This is a genomic window from Microbacterium sp. Root553, from assembly GCF_001426995.1.
GTDB lineage: Bacteria > Actinomycetota > Actinomycetes > Actinomycetales > Microbacteriaceae > Microbacterium.
Window position 1 is genome coordinate 1,263,098 of the sequence record NZ_LMFY01000001.1, and the last position, 20,372, is coordinate 1,283,469.

At 70.0% G+C, this 20,372-nt stretch carries 19 protein-coding genes; 18 read left to right on the plus strand and 1 reads right to left on the minus strand.

What is annotated here, in order from left to right; all coding sequences use genetic code 11:
• Positions 1-92: 92 nt before the first annotated feature.
• The 9 genes from ASD43_RS05850 to ASD43_RS05890 all read left to right on the plus strand — a co-directional run bounded on the left by ASD43_RS05850 (position 93) and on the right by ASD43_RS05890 (position 9,761).
• Positions 93-1,772: a glycoside hydrolase family 13 protein gene (locus ASD43_RS05850; protein ID WP_056414769.1), complete on the plus strand. Its 1,680-nt coding sequence runs from the start codon at positions 93-95 to the stop codon at positions 1,770-1,772.
• 342 nt (positions 1,773-2,114) lie between these two features.
• Positions 2,115-3,101, plus strand: a complete 987-nt coding sequence (locus ASD43_RS05855) for a metal ABC transporter solute-binding protein, Zn/Mn family (protein ID WP_056414772.1) — start codon at positions 2,115-2,117, stop codon at positions 3,099-3,101.
• Positions 3,098-3,946: a metal ABC transporter ATP-binding protein gene (locus tag ASD43_RS05860; RefSeq protein WP_056414773.1), complete on the plus strand. Its 849-nt coding sequence runs from the start codon at positions 3,098-3,100 to the stop codon at positions 3,944-3,946. Before ASD43_RS05855 ends, ASD43_RS05860 begins: the two co-directional genes overlap by 4 nt.
• A gap of 5 nt (positions 3,947-3,951) precedes the next feature.
• Entirely contained in the window at positions 3,952-4,821 is an 870-nt protein-coding gene (locus tag ASD43_RS05865; protein ID WP_056419197.1) for a metal ABC transporter permease, read from the plus strand.
• 44 nt (positions 4,822-4,865) lie between these two features.
• The gene (locus tag ASD43_RS05870; RefSeq protein ID WP_056414776.1) at positions 4,866-5,282 is read left to right on the plus strand and encodes a Fur family transcriptional regulator; all 417 of its coding nucleotides are present in this window, start codon (positions 4,866-4,868) and stop codon (positions 5,280-5,282) included.
• Complete coding sequence (locus tag ASD43_RS05875) at positions 5,279-6,313, plus strand: permease (protein WP_157550846.1); 1,035 nt, start codon at positions 5,279-5,281, stop codon at positions 6,311-6,313. The genes ASD43_RS05870 and ASD43_RS05875 overlap by 4 nt, the downstream gene beginning before the upstream one ends.
• A complete protein-coding gene (locus ASD43_RS05880) occupies positions 6,306-7,118 on the plus strand; it encodes a TIGR03943 family putative permease subunit (RefSeq protein ID WP_082539278.1) in 813 nt (270 codons plus the stop codon). The genes ASD43_RS05875 and ASD43_RS05880 overlap by 8 nt, the downstream gene beginning before the upstream one ends.
• Entirely contained in the window at positions 7,108-9,027 is a 1,920-nt protein-coding gene (locus ASD43_RS05885; protein WP_200946571.1) for a hypothetical protein, read from the plus strand. Before ASD43_RS05880 ends, ASD43_RS05885 begins: the two co-directional genes overlap by 11 nt.
• 5 nt (positions 9,028-9,032) lie before the next feature.
• Positions 9,033-9,761: a DNA-3-methyladenine glycosylase gene (locus tag ASD43_RS05890; protein ID WP_056414781.1), complete on the plus strand. Its 729-nt coding sequence runs from the start codon at positions 9,033-9,035 to the stop codon at positions 9,759-9,761.
• Here ASD43_RS05890 and ASD43_RS05895 read toward each other — a convergent pair.
• Positions 9,701-10,711, minus strand: a complete 1,011-nt coding sequence (locus ASD43_RS05895) for a LacI family DNA-binding transcriptional regulator (RefSeq protein WP_056414784.1) — start codon at positions 10,709-10,711, stop codon at positions 9,701-9,703. The genes ASD43_RS05890 and ASD43_RS05895 overlap by 61 nt on opposite strands.
• A gap of 141 nt (positions 10,712-10,852) precedes the next feature.
• On the opposite strand from ASD43_RS05895, the gene ASD43_RS05900 reads away from it, so the two are divergent.
• The 9 genes from ASD43_RS05900 (at position 10,853) to ASD43_RS05940 (ending at position 20,136) form a co-directional block, all read left to right on the plus strand.
• Positions 10,853-12,862: a beta-galactosidase gene (locus ASD43_RS05900; RefSeq protein ID WP_056414786.1), complete on the plus strand. Its 2,010-nt coding sequence runs from the start codon at positions 10,853-10,855 to the stop codon at positions 12,860-12,862.
• A complete protein-coding gene (locus tag ASD43_RS05905) occupies positions 12,859-13,788 on the plus strand; it encodes a carbohydrate ABC transporter permease (RefSeq protein WP_056414789.1) in 930 nt (309 codons plus the stop codon). Before ASD43_RS05900 ends, ASD43_RS05905 begins: the two co-directional genes overlap by 4 nt.
• The gene (locus ASD43_RS05910; protein ID WP_188042273.1) at positions 13,785-14,690 is read left to right on the plus strand and encodes a carbohydrate ABC transporter permease; all 906 of its coding nucleotides are present in this window, start codon (positions 13,785-13,787) and stop codon (positions 14,688-14,690) included. Before ASD43_RS05905 ends, ASD43_RS05910 begins: the two co-directional genes overlap by 4 nt.
• Before the next feature lie 113 nt (positions 14,691-14,803).
• The gene (locus ASD43_RS05915; protein ID WP_056414792.1) at positions 14,804-16,132 is read left to right on the plus strand and encodes an ABC transporter substrate-binding protein; all 1,329 of its coding nucleotides are present in this window, start codon (positions 14,804-14,806) and stop codon (positions 16,130-16,132) included.
• Between the two features lie 63 nt (positions 16,133-16,195).
• Positions 16,196-18,319 carry an alpha-galactosidase gene (locus tag ASD43_RS05920; protein WP_056414796.1) on the plus strand — a complete coding sequence of 708 codons (2,124 nt, stop codon included), beginning with the start codon at positions 16,196-16,198 and terminating at the stop codon, positions 18,317-18,319.
• 176 nt (positions 18,320-18,495) lie between these two features.
• Positions 18,496-18,732: a 50S ribosomal protein L28 gene (gene rpmB, locus ASD43_RS05925; RefSeq protein WP_042540533.1), complete on the plus strand. Its 237-nt coding sequence runs from the start codon at positions 18,496-18,498 to the stop codon at positions 18,730-18,732.
• Positions 18,732-18,902 (plus strand): 50S ribosomal protein L33, encoded by a 171-nt coding sequence (rpmG, locus tag ASD43_RS05930; RefSeq protein WP_017203558.1) that lies wholly within the window; start codon positions 18,732-18,734, stop codon positions 18,900-18,902. Before rpmB ends, rpmG begins: the two co-directional genes overlap by 1 nt.
• Positions 18,903-18,905: 3 nt before the next feature.
• Positions 18,906-19,211 carry a 30S ribosomal protein S14 gene (rpsN, locus tag ASD43_RS05935; RefSeq protein ID WP_017829734.1) on the plus strand — a complete coding sequence of 102 codons (306 nt, stop codon included), beginning with the start codon at positions 18,906-18,908 and terminating at the stop codon, positions 19,209-19,211.
• Between the two features lie 388 nt (positions 19,212-19,599).
• Complete coding sequence (locus tag ASD43_RS05940) at positions 19,600-20,136, plus strand: helix-turn-helix domain-containing protein (protein ID WP_082539440.1); 537 nt, start codon at positions 19,600-19,602, stop codon at positions 20,134-20,136.
• Positions 20,137-20,372: the final 236 nt, after the last annotated feature.

Consider the following 20,372-nt stretch of genomic DNA (forward strand, 5'->3'; position numbering starts at 1 on the left):
TGCTGACTCCGGTTCCTGAGCGAGGAGCGAAGCGACGAGACGAAGGACCCACACCAGACCGCAGACCGCAACACGAAGGAGCAGTACCCCTCATGACCGATGCGCTTCTCACCGAGACCCGCGACGACACGACGGCAGCATGGTGGCGACAGGCCGCCGTGTATCAGATCTACCCCCGCAGCTTCGCGGACGCGAACGGCGACGGACTCGGTGACATCCCGGGCATCGTCTCGCGCGCCGACTACCTGCGCGATCTCGGCATCGACGCCGTGTGGCTCAGCCCGTTCTACCCCTCGGCCCTCGCCGACGGCGGATACGACGTGGCGGACTACCGTGACGTCGACCCGCGTCTCGGCACGCTCGACGACTTCGACGACATGGTCGCGGCGCTGCACGAGCGCGGCATCCGCGTGATCGTCGACATCGTGCCGAACCACTCGTCGGATCTGCACGAATGGTTCCGGGAGGCGCTCGCCGCAGGGCGCGGCTCGGCGGCGCGCGAGCGGTACATCTTCCGTGAGGGCTCCGGGCCCGACGGCTCCGAGCCCCCGACGGACTGGACCGCGGCCTTCGGAGGATCGGCCTGGGAGCGCGTCGAGGACGGACAGTGGTTCCTGCACAGCTTCGCGCCCGAGCAGCCCGACCTCAACTGGGATCACCCGGAGGTGCGGGAGGACTTCCTGACGACCCTGCGGTTCTGGTCGGACCGGGGCGTCGACGGATTCCGCATCGACGTGGCGCACATGCTCACGAAGGACCTCAGCGAACCGCTGCCGAGCACAGCCGAGCTCGAGCTCCTGCCGCACGACGGCAGCCACCCGCTGTACGACCGCGATGACGTGCACGAGGTGTACGCCGAGTGGCGCCGGGTCTTCAACGAGTACGACCCGCCCCGCACGGCCGTCGCCGAGGCGTGGGTGAGCACACCCGAGCGCCGGGCCAAGTACGCCTCGGCCGAGGGGCTCGGACAGGCGTTCAACTTCGACCTGCTCGTCGCGGACTTCGACGCGACGCAGTTCCGCACGATCATCGCCGACAACCTCGCGCAGGCTCGCGAGACCGGCTCGTCGACCACCTGGGTGCTGTCGAACCACGACGTCACGCGTCACGCGACCCGCTACGGTCTGGCGCCGCTCGCCGGTCGCACCGGGGTGAAGCAGGGCGTGGAGTGGGTCGCCGCCGGAGGCCCCGCCGATCAGCTCGACCGCGAGGGGGGTCTTCGCCGCGCGCACGCCGCGACGCTGCTGCTGCTCGGCCTGCCCGGCAGCACATACCTCTACCAGGGCGAGGAGCTCGGTCTGCAGGAGGTCGCCGAGATCGGTCCGGACGAGCGACAGGACCCCTCGTTCTTCCGCGGAGCCGACTTCGACGGTCTCGGACGTGACGGATGCCGTGTGCCGCTGCCGTGGACGGCATCCGGCCCCTCGTTCGGATTCGGATCCGGCGAGGCGCATCTGCCCCAGCCCGACTGGTTCGGGCGGTACGCGGTGGACGTCGAGGACGGCGACCCGTCGTCGACCCTGACCCTGTACCGCGAGGCTCTGCGGTTGCGTCGCGAGCTGCAGACCGACGAGAGCCTCGAGTGGATCGAGACCGGTCGCGCCGACGTGCTGCGCTTCGCCCGCCCGAACGGCTGGCAGGTCGTGACGAACTTCGGGGCGGAGCCGTTCGAGCTCGGGACGGATGCCGCGGATGTCGTGCTCGGCACCGTCGTCGACGGGGCTGTACCGGCGGATTCGACGGTGTGGATCGCGTCCGGTCTGATCGGCTGAGGCGTTTCGTCTCGTCGCTGCGCTCCTCGCTCAACGGCCGGGCCCTCACTCGACGACGGGGGCCCGGGTTGATTGGCTGACGCGTTTCGTCTCGTCGCTGCGCTCCTCGCTCAACGAGCGGGCTCCCACTTGACGACAGGGGCCCGGTCTGATCGGCTGACGCGTTTCGTCTCGTCGCTGCGCTCCTCGCTCAACGGCCGGGCTCCCACTTGACGACAGGGGCCCGGTCGCTGAGTTGGGTGGGGTGGCTGTGTGACTCTGGTCATTGAGCGAGCGCAGCGAGACGAAATGCGCCCACCATCAATTTGATAATGGTTCTCATTAGCGTCTAGAGTGGGCGACATGAAGAAGCCGTTCGTCGCCCTCGCCCTCGCATCCGTCGCCGCCCTGACGCTGGCCGGATGCTCCTCCGCCCCCGCGGGGGCCGGTGCGGACGGCGGCACCGTCACCGTGGCGGCGAGCACCAACGTCTACGGCTCCCTCGCCGCACAGATCGGCGGAGACCGCGTCGACGTCACCTCGATCATCGAGTCCGTCACGCAGGATCCGCACTCGTACGAGGCCTCGGCGCGCGACCGCCTCACGGTGCAGAAGGCCGACCTCGTCATCGAGAACGGCGGCGGCTACGACGCCTTCATCGACACGCTGCTGCAGGATGCCGGCGACCCGCATCTGGTCACCGCGGTCGAGTTCTCGCACGACTACCCCGGAAACGAGGGGCACGAGCACTCCGACGAGGAGGGCGAGGACGCGCATGACCACGCCGACGGCGAAGAGGGTCACGAAGGCCACGACCACATCGAGGGCTTCAACGAGCACGTCTGGTTCGACCCGCACACGATGATCCACGTCGTCGAGGCGATCGCCGACGAGCTGAGCGAGATCGACCCCGACGGCGAGGCGGACTTCACCGCGAACGCGAAGAAGATCGTCGCCGACCTCGAAGGCTTCGAGACCGACCTCGAGACGCTGAAGACCGAGGACGGCGGCGCGAACGTCATCATCACCGAGCCCGTTCCCGGATACCTCGCCGAGGCCGCCGGACTCACCGACGTCACCCCTGAGGGCTTCGCGGAATCGGTCGAGGAGGGCAGCGACGTCGCCCCCGCGACCCTGCTCGAGACACTGAACGTGATCGAGAGCGGAGACGTGCGTGCGCTGCTCACCAACGCGCAGACCGGGGGAGCCGAGACGCAGCGCGTCGAGGACGCCGCGACCGCCGCCGGGATCCCCGTCGTGGCCTTCACGGAGCTGCTCCCCGACGGATCGTCGTACTCTGAGTGGATGAGTGACGCGATCACGAGCCTCGCCGACGCGCTCCAGTCGTGAGCGCCGCCGCCGACGCGCGAGCAGGAGCCGAGACGCAGGACCCCGTTCTCGACGTGCGGGGAGCCGCTCTGCAGCGCGGCGACCGGGAGCTGTGGTCGGGTCTCGATCTGACGGTGCAGGCGGGCGAGTTCATCGCCGTGCTCGGTCCGTCCGGGTCGGGCAAGACCACACTGCTGCGGGCGATCCTGGGCCTGCAGCCCCTCTCGTCCGGGGTGATCACGGTGGCCGGCGGGCCGGTGCGCAAGGGGAATCCGCGCATCGGGTACATCCCGCAGCAGCGCTCGCTCGCCCCCGACACGAGCATGCGGGCCCGCGACCTCGTGGCGCTGGGGGTGCAGGGCAGTCGATTCGGCTTCCCCGTGCCGCATCGGGGCGACCGGGAGAAGGTCGACCGGCTGCTCGAATCCGTCGGCGCCTCGCACTACGCCGACAGGCGCGTCGGACTCCTCTCCGGCGGAGAGCAGCAGCGGCTGCGCGTAGGGCAGGCGCTCGCCGACGAGCCGACGCTGCTGCTGTGCGACGAGCCGCTGTCGAACCTCGACCTCGCGAACCAGGTCGCCGTCACCGACATCATCGATCGGCAGCGCCGGGAGCGCGGCGCGGCCGTGCTCTTCGTCACGCACGACATCAACCCGATCCTCGGCAGGGTCGACCGGATCCTGTACATCGCCGGCGGGCGGTTCGTTCTCGGCACCCCCGAAGAGGTGCTGCAGACGCGTGTGCTCACCGCCCTCTACGGCACCCCGGTGTTCGTGCTGCGGGCAGGCGACCGTCTCGTCGTGGTCGGCGTGCCCGACGCCGAGCCCCACCACGACCACGCCCACGACCACGGAGGTGCCGCATGACTGTCATGACCGGCATCGTCGCGGCGGTCGACTGGAGCGACGTCTTCTCCTTCCAGGACTACGGCGAGCTCGTCGCCCTGCTCGCGAACTCGATCATCGCGGGTGCGGTGCTCGGCATCGTCGGCGGACTCATCGGCGTCTTCGTGATGCAGCGCGACCTCGCGTTCGCGGTGCACGGGGTCAGCGAGCTGTCGTTCGCCGGAGCCGCCGCAGCGCTGCTGTTCGGCGGCAGTGTGGTCGCGGGGTCGCTCGGCGGGGCGCTCGTGGCTGCCGTCCTGATCGGCGTGCTCGGTGCGAAGGCCAGGGACCGCAACTCGATCGTCGGCGTGCTGATGCCGTTCGGCCTCGGCCTCGGCATCCTCTTCCTCTCGCTCTACGACGGGCGCAGCGCCAACCGGTTCAGCCTGCTCACCGGACAGATCGTCTCGGTGTCGAGCCCCGACCTCGGCTGGCTGCTCGGCATCAGCATCGTGGTGCTGCTGGGGCTGCTGCTGATGTGGAACCCGCTGCGCTTCGACTCGCTCGATCCCGAATCCGCCGCCGCGCGCGGAGTGCCCACGCGTGCCGTCAGCCTGCTGTTCATGGTGCTGCTCGGACTCATCGTGGCCGTGAGCGTGCACATCATCGGCGCGCTCCTCGTGATGGCGCTGCTGGTGACCCCGGCCGCCGCCGCGATGCGCCTCACCGCGGGACCGGTGGCCGTGCCCCTGCTCGCGGCCCTGTTCGGATTCGTGTCGGCGGTCGGCGGCATCCTGCTCGCTCTCGCCGGCACACTGCCGGTGAGCCCGTACATCACCACCCTGTCGTTCACGATCTACGTCGTGTGCTGGATCATCCAGCGCGCTCGCGGCGGTGTGCGCCGCGTGCGCGCCTGACACTCCCAGGGCCCGGCAAGGGCGGCGCGCCTAGAATCGTGGGTATGGCTCAGCGGAACACCTGGCAGCGCGAGCGCGTGCGCGAAGCTCTCGCCGATGCGCGCGGCTTCGTCAGCGCGCAGAATCTGCACGCCGGGCTGCGCGACGAGAACACCGGCATCGGCCTCGCGACGGTCTATCGTGCGCTCGCCGGACTCGCGGCTGCCGGCGACGCCGACTCGCTGCAGAGCCCCGAGGGCGAGGCGCTGTATCGCGCCTGCACCACGCAGGGCCACCACCACCATCTGATCTGCCGCAACTGCGGGCTCACCGTCGAGATCGAGGCGACCGACGTCGAGCAGTGGGCGCATCGCACCGCGGCACTGCACGGGTTCACGGATGCCGCGCACGTCGTCGACATCTTCGGCCTGTGCGCCTCCTGCACCAACAAGCGCGACGCCGAAGAGGTAGCGACCGCGTGAGCGCCCCGACCGCCACCCACACCCCGCACCCGCAACGACTCTCTCGGTCGCCGCGCTCGCCGTGGGTCGGCGTCGCACTCGGTGCGGCCCTGGTGGTCGCGCTGTTCCTCATCGACCGGTTCCTGCCCGACCTGTTCACCGCCAGCCTTCCCGCCAGGGCCCAGGACGGCCTGACGCTCGCGATGAGCGTGCTGATCGAGGCGCTGCCGTTCGTGGTCCTCGGCGTGCTGCTCTCGATCGTGGTGCAGGTGTGGCTGCCCGCCGACGTCATCCACCGCTGGCTGCCGAAGCGCGCCTGGGCCCGTCGTGCGGTGCTGTCGCTGCTGGGCATGCTCATCCCGGTGTGCGAATGCGGCAACGTGCCGTTCGCGCGCGGGCTCATGATGCGCGGACTCGCGCCGGCCGAGGCCATGACCTTCCTCATCGCCGCGCCGATCGTGAACCCGATCGTCATCCTCACCACGCACGCGGCGTTCGGCTTCGACGACGGCATCCTGGTGGCCCGTCTGATCGGCGGCTACCTGATCGCCAACCTCATCGGCTGGATCTACAGCCGTCACCCCGACCCGAACGCCATGCTCACCCAGCGATTCGTCGACACGTGCGACCGCGTCACCCACGAGCACGGCACGCCCGTTCGCCGCAGCCTCACGCAGTTCCTCGTCGAACTGCGCGCCGTGATGCCCGCGCTCATCATCGGATCGGCACTCGCCGGAGCCGTGCAGGTGCTGATCCCGCGCGACGTGCTGCTGGCCATCGGCTCGAACCCGGTGCTGTCGATCCTCGCGATGATGGCCCTCGCTATGACGGTCGCCATCTGCTCGAACGTCGACGCCTTCTTCGCGCTCTCCTTCGCCTCGACCTTCTCGTCGGGTGCCCTGGTGGCGTTCCTGCTCGTCGGCCCCCTCGTCGACGTGAAGATGCTCGCGCTGATGCGCACCACCTTCACCACCCGCACGCTCGTCGGCATCGTCGGCGTCGTCGTGTTCGCCGCCTTCGCGATCGGGATCGGGGTGAACGTCTTTGTCTGACCGCACGCACGAACGCACCCACGACCGCGCCGACCGACGCCGGGCACTCGGCAGCCGCTGGCTGGGCATCGGCCTGGCCACGCTCGTCGCCGTCGTGACGCTCGGGCTCGGGCTCACCGGTCGACTGAATCTCTACATCAGCCCCGAGTCGATCTGGTTCGCGTGCGCCGCTGCCGTCGTGACCATCGCCGGCGCGATCTGGTCGTTCGCACTGCCGCTCGGCGAGGAGGGCGATCACGGGCATGATCACGGCCACGCGGCCGCGGATTCATCGGAGCACCCGGATGCCGCCTCCGCGCCCCGCCGCACCCTCGGGCTGGCCGGCACGGTGACCGGCGGGGTGGTCGCGTCCGGCGTCGTGATCGCCGCGCTCGTGCTGCCTCCCGCGTCTCTGTCGGTCGAGCTCGCGATGTCGCGGGTCGGAGAGCAGACGGCACTGTTCGCGGGTGCGGACGACGTGGCCCTCGGCGTGGCCGACACCTCCACGTTCGGTGTGGGCGATTGGGCGAGCGTGTTCGCGACGGCCACCAACACCGCGGCATACGACGGCAAGACCGTCACCCTCACGGGCTTCGTCACGCCGACGGATGCCGACGGCGTCAACCTCACCCGCCTGGTCATCACGCACTGTGTGATCGACGCGCAGCCCGCGACGCTGCCCGTGACGATCGATGCGGGCGAGTACTCCACCGGTCAGTGGGTGCAGGTCGAGGGCACGGTGAAGGCCGACGTCGATGGCTCGCTGCACGTCGAACCGGCCACGGTGACGGCGATCGACGAACCGCAGGATCCGTATGAGTACTGACGACCAGCGACCCGACGCGCCCGCCGTTCCTGACGTTCCCGACGTGCCGCGCACGAGGGCCGAGATGCGGGCCGCCCGCGAGGCTGAGGCCGCAGCAGCCGCCGCCGCGGCTGCTGCGGCGGCGGCGGCGGCGGCAGCGGACGACGCGACCCTCCCCATTTCGGGGGCCGACACGCCACATGTCGGACGTAGGCCGCAGACGGGTCCGACATCTGGCGTGTCGGCCCCCGCCGCCGAGGCCGGGACGCCCGCCGCCGAGGCGTCTGTCGCCAAGGCCGGGACGCCTGCCGCCGAGGCCGGGGCGCCTGGGGCCGGGACGTCTGCTGTCAAGGTCGGGGTGCCTGCCGCCGAGGCCGAGACGCCCGCCGCCGCCTCCCCTCCCGCCACCTCCCTTCCCGCCGCCTCCCCTCCCACCGCCGTTTCCGCACCCGACACCCTTCCGGTATCGGGGGCCGACACGCCACATGTCGGACGTAGGCCGCAGACGGGTCCGACATCTGGCGTGTCGGCCCCCGGAGTGGCGCAGCCGAGCCCGGCCGCTCCGCGCGACCGACGATTCCTGTTCGCCCTCGCCGCGGTGCTGGGTGTCCTCGTCCTCGTCGGCGGCACGCTCGGGTTCGTCAGCCTGACGCAGGGGCCGCGCATCACCGAGGTGCAGGTGAATCCGAAAGAGGCGATCGAGTCGTCGGGCAGTCGCGTCATCCTCACGGCCAACCAGTCGCTCGCGGCGATCGACGAATCCCAGGTGACGGTCGAACCCGCGGTGCCGTTCACCCTCGATGCGGCGGGCCGGGGCATCGGCATCCGCTTCACCGTGCCGCTCGACGACGACACCGACTACACCGTGAGCGTCGCCGACGCCGTGGGGGCGGGCGGCGGACCCTCGTCGACGCTGACCACCAGCTTCTCGACACCGGCATCCGCGCTGTTCCTGCTGCAACGTGACTTCGACGGAGACGACTCGATCTTCCGCACCGATCTCGCCGGCGAGGGCGTCAAGGTGTTCACCGCCGACAAGATCAACGATTTCCGTGCGACCTCGACGCAGCTCGTCGTCTCGGTCGAGGAAGAGGACGGCTCGAAGCTCCTCGTCATGGACCGCGACGGCAAGAACTCACGTGAGCTCGATCTGCCCGGCGTCGGCAACGTCGGGGCGATCCAGGTCTCCGACCGCGGCGGCTACGTGGGGTACAGCTACTCCGACAAGAAGCTCACCGACACCGAGGGGCGCGCGAGCGTGCTCGTCACTCAGTCGCTCAGCGGCGACGACGAACCCGTGGTGACCGAGGTCGGCGACAAGGAGGCGAACGTCTTCGTCTGGCAGTTCGTGCCGGACAGTGCCGCGGTGCTGTTCATCGACTTCGACGGGGCTCTGTCGCTGGTCGACCGGTCGACCGACGCGGGGGTGCAGTCGCTCGGACTCGCGACGACGATTCAGGGCATCTCCCGAGGCACCTACACGGCCATCGTCGAACGACTCGACGGAACGGTCGTCGAGCTGAACCTCGCCGACGGCACGGAGGTGCCGCTCGAGCCGTCCGACCCGGACTACGGAACGGCGACCACGATCACGCCGTTCCCCGGCGGCACGCTGCGCCACGTGGTCGCGCGCGACGAGAACGGGATCCCCAACGGCCAGGCGGTGGTGCGCGTGGACGACGACGGCACGGCCACCAAGCTCGCCGAGGTCGACTCGTCGGACTCGATCCTCCAGGCCTGCGCCTCGCCCAGCGGGCAGTACGCCGCCGTCGTGATCGCCCCGGATCTGACCGACAACCCCTACGACCAGATGCTGCTGCCGCTGCCGCAGAAGCTCGAGACGCACCTGCTCGATCTGCGCACCGGAGACGAGATCGTGCCCCTCACCGGCTTCGACGCCTCGTGGTGCCAGACCGCTCCCCAGTTCTGATCCTCATGTCCTCGGATGCCCTGCATCGAGCCACCCGCGCCGAGCTGAGCGGGCTGGCCGTCGAGGTCGCCCCGCGGCTGCTCGGCGGGGAGCTGCGCACACTCGTCGCCGGCGCGGAGGTGCGTGTGCGACTGACGGAGGTGGAGGCGTACCACGGGCAGGGCACCGGCCCGCAGGCCGATCCCGGATCGCACGCGCGCATGGGCCGCACCGCACGCAACGCCACGATGTGGGGGGAGCCAGGCCACCTGTACGTCTACCTGAGCCACGGCATCCACTCGTGCGTGAACGTCGTGTGCGGGCCCGAGGGGCAGGCGGGCGGAATCCTGATGCGCGCGGGCGAGGTCGTCGACGGGGCGGATGCCGTCGCGGTGCGCCGCCGCGTGGCGACGCCGCTCTCGAAGACGGCACTGCGCGACCTCGCGCGCGGACCCGGTCGATTCGGCCAGGCGGTGGGGCTGCGGCATCCGATCCACGACGGCATCGACGCGATCACCGGTGCGGAGTTCGAGGGTGCGCGTGCCGAGCTGTGGCTGCGCGACGAGCCGATCACCGACGTCGCGACCGGGCCGCGCGTCGGCGTCGCGGGGGTCGCGGGGACTGAGGCGTTCCCCTGGCGCTTCTGGATCGCCGGCGATCCGACGGTCTCGCCGTTCCGCTGGGGGAGGGGCGCTCAGGCCGAGTCCCTCCACACCACGGGCGTCGGCAGCAGGATGCCCTCGCGCGGTCGCTGATCGTCGCGCAGCTGCGCGAGGACGGATGCCGCCGCAGCCGCGCCGAGCCCCTCGGCCGGCTGGTCGACCGTCGAGAGCTGCGGGGTGGTGCGCGTCGCCCACGAGCTGTTGTCGAAGCCGATCACGCCCACGTCCTCCGGCACCCGTCGCCCGGCGTCGCGCAGGGCGCCCATGGCGCCGGCGGCGACCGCATCCGACGCCGCGAACACGCCGTCGATGTCGGGCGCCCGCTCGAGCAGCCTGGCCATCGCGGCCGCGCCGTCGGCATAGGAGTACAGCGGCACCTCCTCGACGAGGAACGGATCGAAGCGCGCGCCCAGCGCGTCGGTGAAGCCGGCGAGACGATCGGTGCCCGAGTCGCGGTCGAGGGCGGCGGCGATCATCGCGACCCGCGTGCGTCCGGTCTCGAGCAGTCGTGAGGTGACGGCCCGGGCGGCGCCGCGGTTGTCGACGCCGACCCAGGCGGCATCCACATCGGGTGGGTGTCCGACGTAGGCCACCGGAAGGTCGAGGCGCATGACGGCCTTGGTGATCGGGTCCTGCGCGCGGGCGGAGACGATGACGGCCCCGTCGACGAAGCCGCCGTTGAGATACCGCGCGACGCGCTCGGTGTCGCGCACCGAGTCCACGACCAGGCACACCATCTGGTAGTCGGCCTCGGACAGCGTCTCGTTCGTGCCGAGCATGATCGCGCCGATGTTGGGGTCTTCCAGGAACAGCGCGTGCGGCTCGTGCACGATGAAGGCGATGGCCTGCGTGCGCTGGCGGACGAGGCTCTGGGCGGCCGTGTTCGGCACGTAGCCGACCTCGCGGATCGCCTCTTCGATCGCGTTGCGGGCGGAGTCCGAGACGTAGCCGCCGTTGATCACGCGACTCACGGTTCCCCGCGACACCCCGGCCACGCGCGCCACGTCGTGCACAGTGCTGCGGCGGCGCGCGGAAGTACTCATGATCGACAGCCTAGCGACCCCGACTTGACGCGATTCGTCTCGCCATGCGACGATGTGTGCACGTTCACAGAAATCTGACCCGCTTCTTTCGCCGCGTCTACTGTGCACGTGCACACATGAACCGCAAAGGAGCGTCACCGCATGGCCGCCGCAGTGTCCGACCGCATCGCCTCCCTCTCCGCAGCGAGCGGCCTCGTCTTCGGATGCGACTACAACCCCGAGCAGTGGGATCGCAGCGTGTGGCCCGACGACGTGCGGCTCATGCAGCAGGCCGGCGTCGGACTGGTGGCGATCAACATCTTCGGCTGGTCGTCGATCAACCCGGCCGAGGGCGTGTGGGACTTCGAGGCGCTCGATGAGATCATCGGCCTCCTGCACGAGGGCGGCATCCGCATCAACCTCGGCACCGGCACGGCGTCGCCCGCACCGTGGGTCACCGCCCGGCATCCGGAGATCCTTCCGGTCGGCGAAGACGGCACGGTCTTCCAGCAGGGCGGACGTCAGGGCTACTGCCCGAGCTCACCTGTCTTCCGCGCCTACGCCGCCGAGGTCGTCACCCGGGTGGTCGAGCGCTACGGCGACCACCCCGCCGTGTCGCTCTGGCACGTGTCGAACGAGCTGGGCTGCCACAACGCGCTCTGCTACTGCGACACGAGCGCCGAGGCGTTCCGCGGATGGCTGCGCGACCGCTACGACGACATCGACGCGCTCAACCGGGCGTGGGGGACGACGTTCTGGAGCCAGCGGTACAGCGACTTCGACGACGTGCGCGTACCCGCGCAGGCGCTGTCGCTGCGCAACCCCGGTCAGATCCTCGACTTCCAGCGCTTCAGCTCCGACGAGCAGCTCGCGCTCTACCGCGCCGAGGCCGCCATCCTGCGCGAGCGCAGCGACGTGCCGGTCACGACGAACTTCATGGTCACCGCTCACATCCGCAATCTCGACTACTGGACGTGGGCGGGCGAGATGGATCTGATCGCCAACGACCACTATCTCGACCGTCGCCTCGACGACCCGCGCGGCGAGCTCTCGTTCGCCGCCGACCTCACCCGCGGGCTCGCCCAGGGTGCTCCGTGGCTGCTGATGGAGACCTCCACCGGCGCCGTGAACTGGCAGCCCTACAACTTCGCCAAGGCCCCCGGCGAGCTGCAGCGCAATGTCGCCGCGCACGTTGCGCGCGGTGCCGACGGCATCTGCTTCTTCCAGTGGCGCGCCTCGACCCAGGGCGCCGAGAAGTACCACACCGCGCTCGTGCCGCACGCGGGCGAGGACTCCGACCAGTGGCGCGAGGCCGTCGCGCTCGGCGGCCTGCTCGAGCGTCTCGGCGAGGTCGCGGGCACTCGGGTCACCGCCGACGCCGCACTGCTCTTCTCCTGGGAGAGCTGGTGGGCCAGCGAGAACGAGGGGCGACCGAGCGAGGGGCTCACCTACCTCGGTCAGGTGCACGCCGCGCACGCGGCGCTGGCGGATGCCGGCGTCACCACCGACGTCGTACGCCCCGGCGGCTCCCTCGACGGGTACCGTCTGCTGATCGTCCCCGCCCTGCACCTGCTCAGCGACGCGGATGCGGCCGCCCTCACCCGCGCGGTCGAGAACGGCGCCACCGCGCTCATCACGTTCTTCAGCGGCATCGTCGACGAGCAGGACCGCGTGCGCACCGGCGGCTACCCCGGCGCGTTCCGCGACCTGCTCGGCATCCGCTCGGAGGAGTTCGCCCCGCTGCGCCCCGACGAGACCGTGTTCCTCACCGACGGCACGAGCGGCTCGGTGTGGTCCGAGAGGCTGCGGGCGACGGATGCCGAGGTCGTGGCCTCGTTCGCCGACGGGCCGTCGGCCGGCGGCCCCGCCCTGACCCGCCGCACCGCCGGCGACGGCGAGGCGTGGTTCGTCGCCACGCAGCCCGACCGCATCGCCTACCGCGACCTCGTCGCCCGCCTCGCCGACACCGCGGGCGTCGTCGCGCATCCCGGCGCGAACCGCGACGTCGAGATCGTCCGACGCTCGGGTGATGCGGGGAGCTTCCTGTTCGTCATCAACCACGGCGACTCCGGAGCCGAGATCTCCGCCACCGGCCACGACCTCGTCACCGACGCCCCTGCGACGGGCTTCGTGCCCGCCGGGGCCGTCCGCATCATCAAGGAGGATGTATGACCACCACGCTCACCGCTCCGGCGGTCGCCTCGGCGCCTCAGGCGCCGGGCCGCCGCCGACGGATCCCGCACAAGGGCGCCATCGCGTTCCTGATCGTGCCCTTCGGCGTCCTTTTCGTCCTCTTCTACGTCGTGCCCATCGCGTACGCCTTCTGGCAGTCGCTGCTCGTCGTGAAGCGCGAGGGGACGTTCGGCAAGGCCGAGCAGGTGTTCGGCGGATTCGCCCAGTACGCGCTCGTCTTCCAGAACGAGGCGTTCTGGAGCTCGATGGGCCGGATGCTCATGTTCGGCGTCGTGCAGGTGCCGGTCATGCTCGGGCTCGCGCTGCTGTTCGCCCTGCTGCTGGACTCGCCGCTCGTGCGCGGCAAGCGCTTCTTCCGTCTCGCGTTCTTCGTGCCGTACGCGGTGCCCGGCGTGATCGCCGCGATCATGTGGGGCTCCCTGTTCTCGCCCAACCTGTCGCCGTTCACCGCCATCACCAAGAACATCGACTTCCTCGGCGCCGACCTCGTGCTGTGGTCGATCGCGAACGTGGTCACCTGGGTCTACGTCGGCTACAACATGCTGATCATCTACTCGGCGCTGCTGTCGATCCCGCAGGAGCTGTACGAGGCCGCGCGCCTGGACGGCGCCAGCCAGTGGCGCATCGCCTGGTCGATCAAGATCCCGCTGGTGCGCCCCGCGATCGTGATGACGGCGATCTTCTCGATCATCGGCACTCTGCAGCTGCTCGCCGAGCCGCAGGTCTTCCGGTCGTTCAGCTCGGCCGTGACGAGCACGTTCACGCCGAACATGACCGTCTACGCGACGGCATCCATCCCCAACACCAACCTGGCGGCCGCGTTCTCGGTCGTGCTCGCCGTGACGACGTTCCTGCTGTCGTTCGGGTTCATGAAGTACATGCAGCGCAAGGAGCAGAACGCATGAGCACCATGTCGATCGTCGCCCCCTCCCGCTCGTCGCGCGGCAGCGGCTCGCGACCGCGGTCCGCTCGGGAATCGGGCATCTCGCGCACCGGCGCCATGCTGATCATGGCCGTCTTCACGGTCTACTTCCTGCTGCCGCTGTGGTGGCTGCTCGTCGCATCGAGCAAGGAGACCGGCGACATCCTCACCACCGCACCGCTGTGGTTCGCCGACTTCCACCTGTTCGACAACATCGCGGAGCTCTTCGCCTACCGCGACGGCGTCTACCTGCGCTGGCTGATGAACTCGGTGCTCTACGCGGCCCTCGGCGGCGCGATCGCCACACTGCTCGCCGCGATGGCCGGCTACGCCCTGGCGAAGTACCGCTTCCCCGGTCGCGACCTGCTGTTCGACATCGTCCTCGGCGGCGTCCTCGTGCCGGCGACCGCGCTCGCGCTGCCGCTGTTCCTCCTCTTCAGCCAGGCGCAGCTCACCAACACCTTCTGGTCGGTCTTCCTCCCCTCGATCGTCAGTCCGTTCGGCGTGTACCTGGCACGGATCTTCGCCGCCTCCTCGGTGCCCGACGAGCTGCTCGAGGCGAGCCGGCTCGACGGCGCGGGCGAGATCCGCACGTTCTTCACCGTCAGCGTCCGTCTGATGACCCCCGCGCTGGTGACGATGTTCCTCTTCCAGTTCGTGGCCATCTGGAACAACTTCTTCCTGCCGATGATCATGCTCCGGTCCGAGGACCTCTTCCCGGTCGTCTTCGGTCTCTACAACTGGAACAACCAGCTGAACCAGCTGCCAGAACTCCGCGGTCTCGTCCTGATCGGCGCTCTGCTGTCGGTCATCCCGCTGATCGTGACCTTCCTCCTGCTCCAGCGCTTCTGGCGCAACGGACTGGGCGCCGGCGCCCTGAAGTGAGCAGGCGGTCGTCCGGCCACTCCCGGGCGACCCGCACCACCGCACCACCCTCACCACCGCACCACCCTCGCAACACCGCATCACCACACATCGCATCCACGAAAGGGATCGAAATGCAGCATTCGAAGAAGAAGGCAGCGGCCGTCATCGCCATCTCGGCGTTCGCGCTCGCAGGCTGCTCCGCCGGCGGCGGAGACAGCACCGGAGGCGACGCGGCCGTCGCCTGCACCCCGGCGGACGGCGACGTCACGCTGGAGTTCACCTCCTGGATCCCCGGCATCGAAGACGTCGTGAAGATCTGGAACGACGCCAACCCCGAGATCCAGGTCGATGTGCAGACCGGGCCGAACGGCAACGGCGGCACGTACCAGAACTTCTTCAACCAGATCAAGGCGGGCGACGCCCCCGATCTCGGCCAGATCGAGTACGACGCCCTGCCGAACTTCCTCGTGCAGGACGGCGTCGAGGACCTCAGCGCGTGCGAGGACGTCGTCGCCGCCGAGGACCAGTTCGTCGACTGGGCCTGGGGTCAGGTCACGCTCGGCACCGACAGCGTCTACGGCATCCCGCAGGACACCGGTCCCATGGCGCTGTTCTACCGTGCCGACCTGTTCGAGCAGAACGGCATCGCGATCCCGACCACGTGGGACGAGTACCGCGAAGCCGCCGTGAAGATCCGCGACCTGGGCGGCTACATCACGAACTTCTCGCAGTCCGACATCAACCAGTTCGCCGGCTTCGCCTGGCAGGACGGCGCGCAGTGGTTCTCGAGCGACGACAAGGGGTGGACGGTCTCGCTGGCCGATGACGCCACCACGACGGTCGCCGAGTTCTGGCAGGGCATGCTCGACGACGACCTCGTGGCCACCGTGCCCGCGTGGACGGACGAGTGGAACAACGCCTACAACTCCGGACAGGTCTGGACCTGGAACTCCGCCGTCTGGGGCGCCAACTCCATCTCCAGCGGTGCACCCGACACGGCAGGCAACTGGTCTGTCGCACCGCTGCCGCAGTGGCAGGCCGGCGGCACCGCCGCAGGCAACTGGGGCGGATCGTCGACCGCCGTCCTCAAGGGCAGCGAGCACGTGTACGAGGCGACGAAGTTCGCGCTGTGGCTCAACACCTCGGATGAGGCTCTGACCGCGCTCGCCGAGGCCGCGAACCTCTACCCGGCCACCACCGACGGGCTGACGCTGCCGGTCTTCGCCGACGGCGTCGACTTCTACGGCGGACAGAAGATCTACGACGTCTTCGCCGACGCCGCGACCCAGGTGTCGCCGGACTTCGCCTGGGGTCCGACCATGACCCAGACCTACTCCGACGTCTCCGACGGTTTCAAGGCCGCGGTCTCGGGCAGCGGCACGCTGCTCGATGCGATCGAGAAGGGTCAGACGGCGACCGTCGACGCGCTCAAGGCGGCGTCGATCCCCGTCACGGAGTAACACCCCACGGAGGCCCGCCCGTATGCTCACGGGCGGGCCTCCCTTTCTTCGTCTGGAGCGGCAATGAGCGCACTCGTCCACCTGACCTCGGCCGGCGTGAGCGTGGTCGTCGACACCGCCACCGCGCGCCTGCTGCACTGGGGCGCGGCGCTGCATCCCGCCGACCTCGACGTGCTCGCGGAGACCTCGACCGGGTCGGTGACCTTCAGCTCCTTCGACGCGCCGCGCACGCTCCCGCTGCTGCCCGTCGAGGCCGACGGCTGGTCCGGCGCCCCCGCGCTCGCCTGGCACCGGGACGGCCTGCACAGCGCCCCGCTCCTGCGCGCGGGGGAGTGGGAGTCCACGTCGTCCTCGCTGCGCGGACGCTTCGCGGATGCCGGGGCCGCCGCCTCCGTGGTCCTCGACCTCGACCTCGACGCCGCCGGAGTGCTCACCGCGCAGGTGACGGTCACCAGCACGGCCGACCGCGACGCCGCCCCGCTCGACCTGCTCGCCGCCCGCATCCTGCTGCCGATCCCCGCCCACGCGACCGAGGTGCTCGACCACACCGGCCGCTGGACCGGCGAGCGGCACCCGCAGCGAGGGGCCCTGCGTCATGGCGCGCACCTGCGTCAGGTGCGTCGCGGACGCGGCGGTCACGACGCTCCCTACCTCACCGTGCTCGGCACCGACGGGTTCGGCTTCCGCCGTGGCGAGCTGTGGGCAGCCCACGTCGCGTGGAGCGGCGACCTCGAAGTGGGGGTCGAGAGGCTCCCCGAGGGTGCGGGCGTGCATGGCGCGGTACTCGGCGGCGGAGAGCTGCTGCTGCCGGGCGAGATCCGGCTCGCTGCCGGTGAGACCTACGTCTCGCCGCGCGTGTTCCTCACCTACGGAGAGGCGGGCCTCGACTCGGTGTCCGCGCGCCTGCATCGGACCGCTCGGGCGCTGCCCGGGCACCCCGAGACGCCGCGCCCCCTCGTGCTCAACACCTGGGAGGCGGTCTACTTCGACCACGACCCGGCGAAGATCACGGCTCTCGCCGAGGCCGCCGCATCCGTCGGCGTCGAGCGATTCGTGCTCGACGACGGCTGGTTCCGCGGCAGGCCGGACGATCGCTCCGGGTTGGGCGACTGGTACATCGATGACGCCAAGTGGCCCGACGGCCTCAGTCCCCTCGCCGATCACGTGCACGGACTCGGGATGCAGTTCGGGCTCTGGTTCGAGCCCGAGATGGTCAATCCGGTCTCGGAGCTCGCTGCGCGGCATCCGGACTGGGTCCTGCAGGCCTCGCCCGACTCGCCCACCTGGCGGCACCAGAAGGTGCTCGACCTCGCGAACCCGGATGCCGCCGCCCACCTGCTCGAGCGCCTGAGCGCGCTCGTGGCGGAGATCGGTGTCGACTTCATCAAGTGGGACCACAACCGCGACCTGCACGCCGCGGTCTCCCCGCACACCGGACGCGCCTCGGTGCACGCCCAGACGACGGCGTTCTACGCGCTGCTCGATGCGCTGCGCGAGCGGCATCCGGCGCTCGAGATCGAGTCGTGCGCGAGCGGAGGTGCCCGCGTCGATCTCGGTGTCCTGCAGCGCACGCAGCGGGTGTGGGCCTCCGACTCGAACGACCCCGTCGAACGTCAGCGCATCCAGCGCTGGACGGGAACCCTCGTGCCGCCCGAGGTGGTGGGCTCGCATGTCGGACCCGCGATCGCCGAGACGACGCATCGTGCCGCATCGCTGCCGTTCCGCATGACGACCGCGCTGTTCGGTCACGCCGGCATCGAGTGGGACATCACCCGGTGCACGCAGGACGAGCGTGCGGCGCTCACCCGCTGGACGGCGCTCTACCGCGAGCTGCGACCGCTGCTGCACTCGGGCATCACGGTGCGCAGCGACGAGGTCGACGACGAGACCCTTCTGCACGGGGTCGTCGCCCCCGACGGTTCGCGCGGGGTGTTCGCCTGGGTGCGGCTGGGCACGTCGGTCGACGGGTTCACGCCGCGCACGCGCATCCCGGGCCTGCAGGCGGGGAAGCGGTATCGGCTTCGGGTGCGCGAGGACCTCGGGGCGGTCACTCGGCACCAGGTCGCGGACCCCGCGTGGCTCGACGCCGGGATCGAGGCCACCGGTGCGTTCCTCGAGACCGTGGGCGTGCCGCTGCCGCTGCTGGCACCGGGGTCGGCGCTGCTGCTCGAGGCCGTCCGGCTCTGAGCATCCGCCGTGCTAGAATCGTTCTTTGTCTGCGCACACTCCTGTGCGTAGTTCGTGTGCTCCCCCCCTCTGTTCCGATCCCTGAGTGTGTCTCAGGGCGGGCGATGCGGGGTGGCGCGCAGACAAGGGATCTTGGGTGGGGCCGTCCGGCCTCACGGTATAGAAGGAGTCACATCATGGCAGCAGTGTGCCAGGTGACAGGAGCTGTTCCCGGCTTCGGTCACAACGTCTCGCACTCGCACCGCCGGACGAAGCGTCGCTTCGACCCGAACGTGCAGAAGAAGACCTATTTCGTCGCTTCGCTCGGTCGTAAGATCACCCTCAACGTGTCCGCCAAGGGCATTAAGGTGATCGACGTCCGCGGCATCGAGAACGTGGTCAAGGACCTCCAGGCGAAGGGTGTGAAGCTCTAATGGCCAAGAAGGCTCAGGACGTACGTCCGATCATCAAGCTGCGCTCGACGGCAGGTACGGGGTACACGTACGTGACGAAGAAGAACCGCCGCAACACCCCCGACCGCCTCGTGCTGAAGAAGTACGACCCGGTCATCCGTCAGCACGTCGAATTCCGAGAGGAGCGTTGATCAATGGCTAAGAAGAGCAAGATCGCTCGCAACGAGCAGCGCAAGGTCATCGTCGAGCGTTACGCAGAGCGTCGCGCCGAGCTGAAGAAGACCCTGGTCGACCCGAACGCCACCGACGAGGCCCGCGAGGCCGCACGCGTCGGACTGCAGAAGCTGCCGCGCAACGCGTCGCCGGCTCGCGTGCGTTCGCGCGACGTCATCGACGGCCGCCCCCGCGGTGTCCTCACGAAGTTCGGCATCTCGCGTGTCCGCTTCCGTGACATGGCACACCGTGGCGAGCTGCCCGGTGTCACCAAGTCGAGCTGGTAAGTCTCAGCAGACGAGCCGAGAGGGGCGAGGATCTTCGGATCCTCGCCCCTTTCGCCGTCCCCCCGGCCGGGCGACTGTCGCGCTGGGTCGGCTGTCCCGGTCGGTCGACTGTCGCGCTGATGGGCGGACTTCTCCCCGGTCGGCGGATCCGTCGGCCCGAAGTCATCCGCCAGACGGGGAGTTCGCCGCCGGACGGGCGGGCAGCTCCGTCGCCGGACGGGCAAGCAGCGCCGTCGCCGTGCGAAGGTGATCTGACACGCCTGGATGCGGTGGGTGGGACGATCACGGCTGCGGCAGGGTGATGGCGGGCGGATGGCGGCCAGGTGGCGGCCGACTGGCGGCCCGGTGGCGTGGCGGCCGATCGCGGGCGCTGAGGAGCATGGAGAACATGAACACGACACGGATCACCGCACTGCGCCAGGCGCAGGGATGGACACAGGAACGACTCGCGAACGAGAGCGGCGTCGGGCTCAGAACGGTGCAGCGGCTGGAGGCCGGGCAGGACGCGAGTCTCGAGACGCTGTCGCTGGTCGCGGATGCACTGCAGGTGCCCGTGCGAGACCTCTTCGCCGAGATCGACGACGAGATGCTCAGCAGTCGCGTCGACTCGCTGCAGCAGCGCGCGGACGAGCAGCAGGCGTCGCGTGACCGGATCGCGCACGCCTGGACGTGGCTGTACGTCGGGGTGGGGATCGTCTGCACACTGCTCAGCTTCACGTTCTCATACGGGCTCGTGCTCTTCCTCTCGTACTGGGTGGGCGGGTACGCGATCCTCACGGCGCTGCGCCGCATCGTCCTGGAACCCCGTCTCGATGCCCGGTATCCGCTCTCGAAGGAGACGCGCACCCGCCGGGCCAAGCGTCGAGCAGCGGCGACAGCCCGCCGCGACGACGGCGCCCTCTCCGGGACGCCTGCCGCCCCCTGACGCTATGGGATCGTCCGCCCCGGGCGTCGGTTTCCGCCGGGCTGTCCCCGATGCGTCATCGGGCGGACTTCTCCCCGGTGGGCGGACTCCCTGGCTCGAGCTCTCCGCCGGTCGGGGAGTTCTCCGCCGGGGTGGTCGCCCCTCGTCATTGGGCGGACTTCTCCCCGGTGGGCGGACTTCCTAGCTCGAGCTCTCCGCCGGTCGGGGAGTTCTCCGCCGGTCGGGGCGGGGCTATG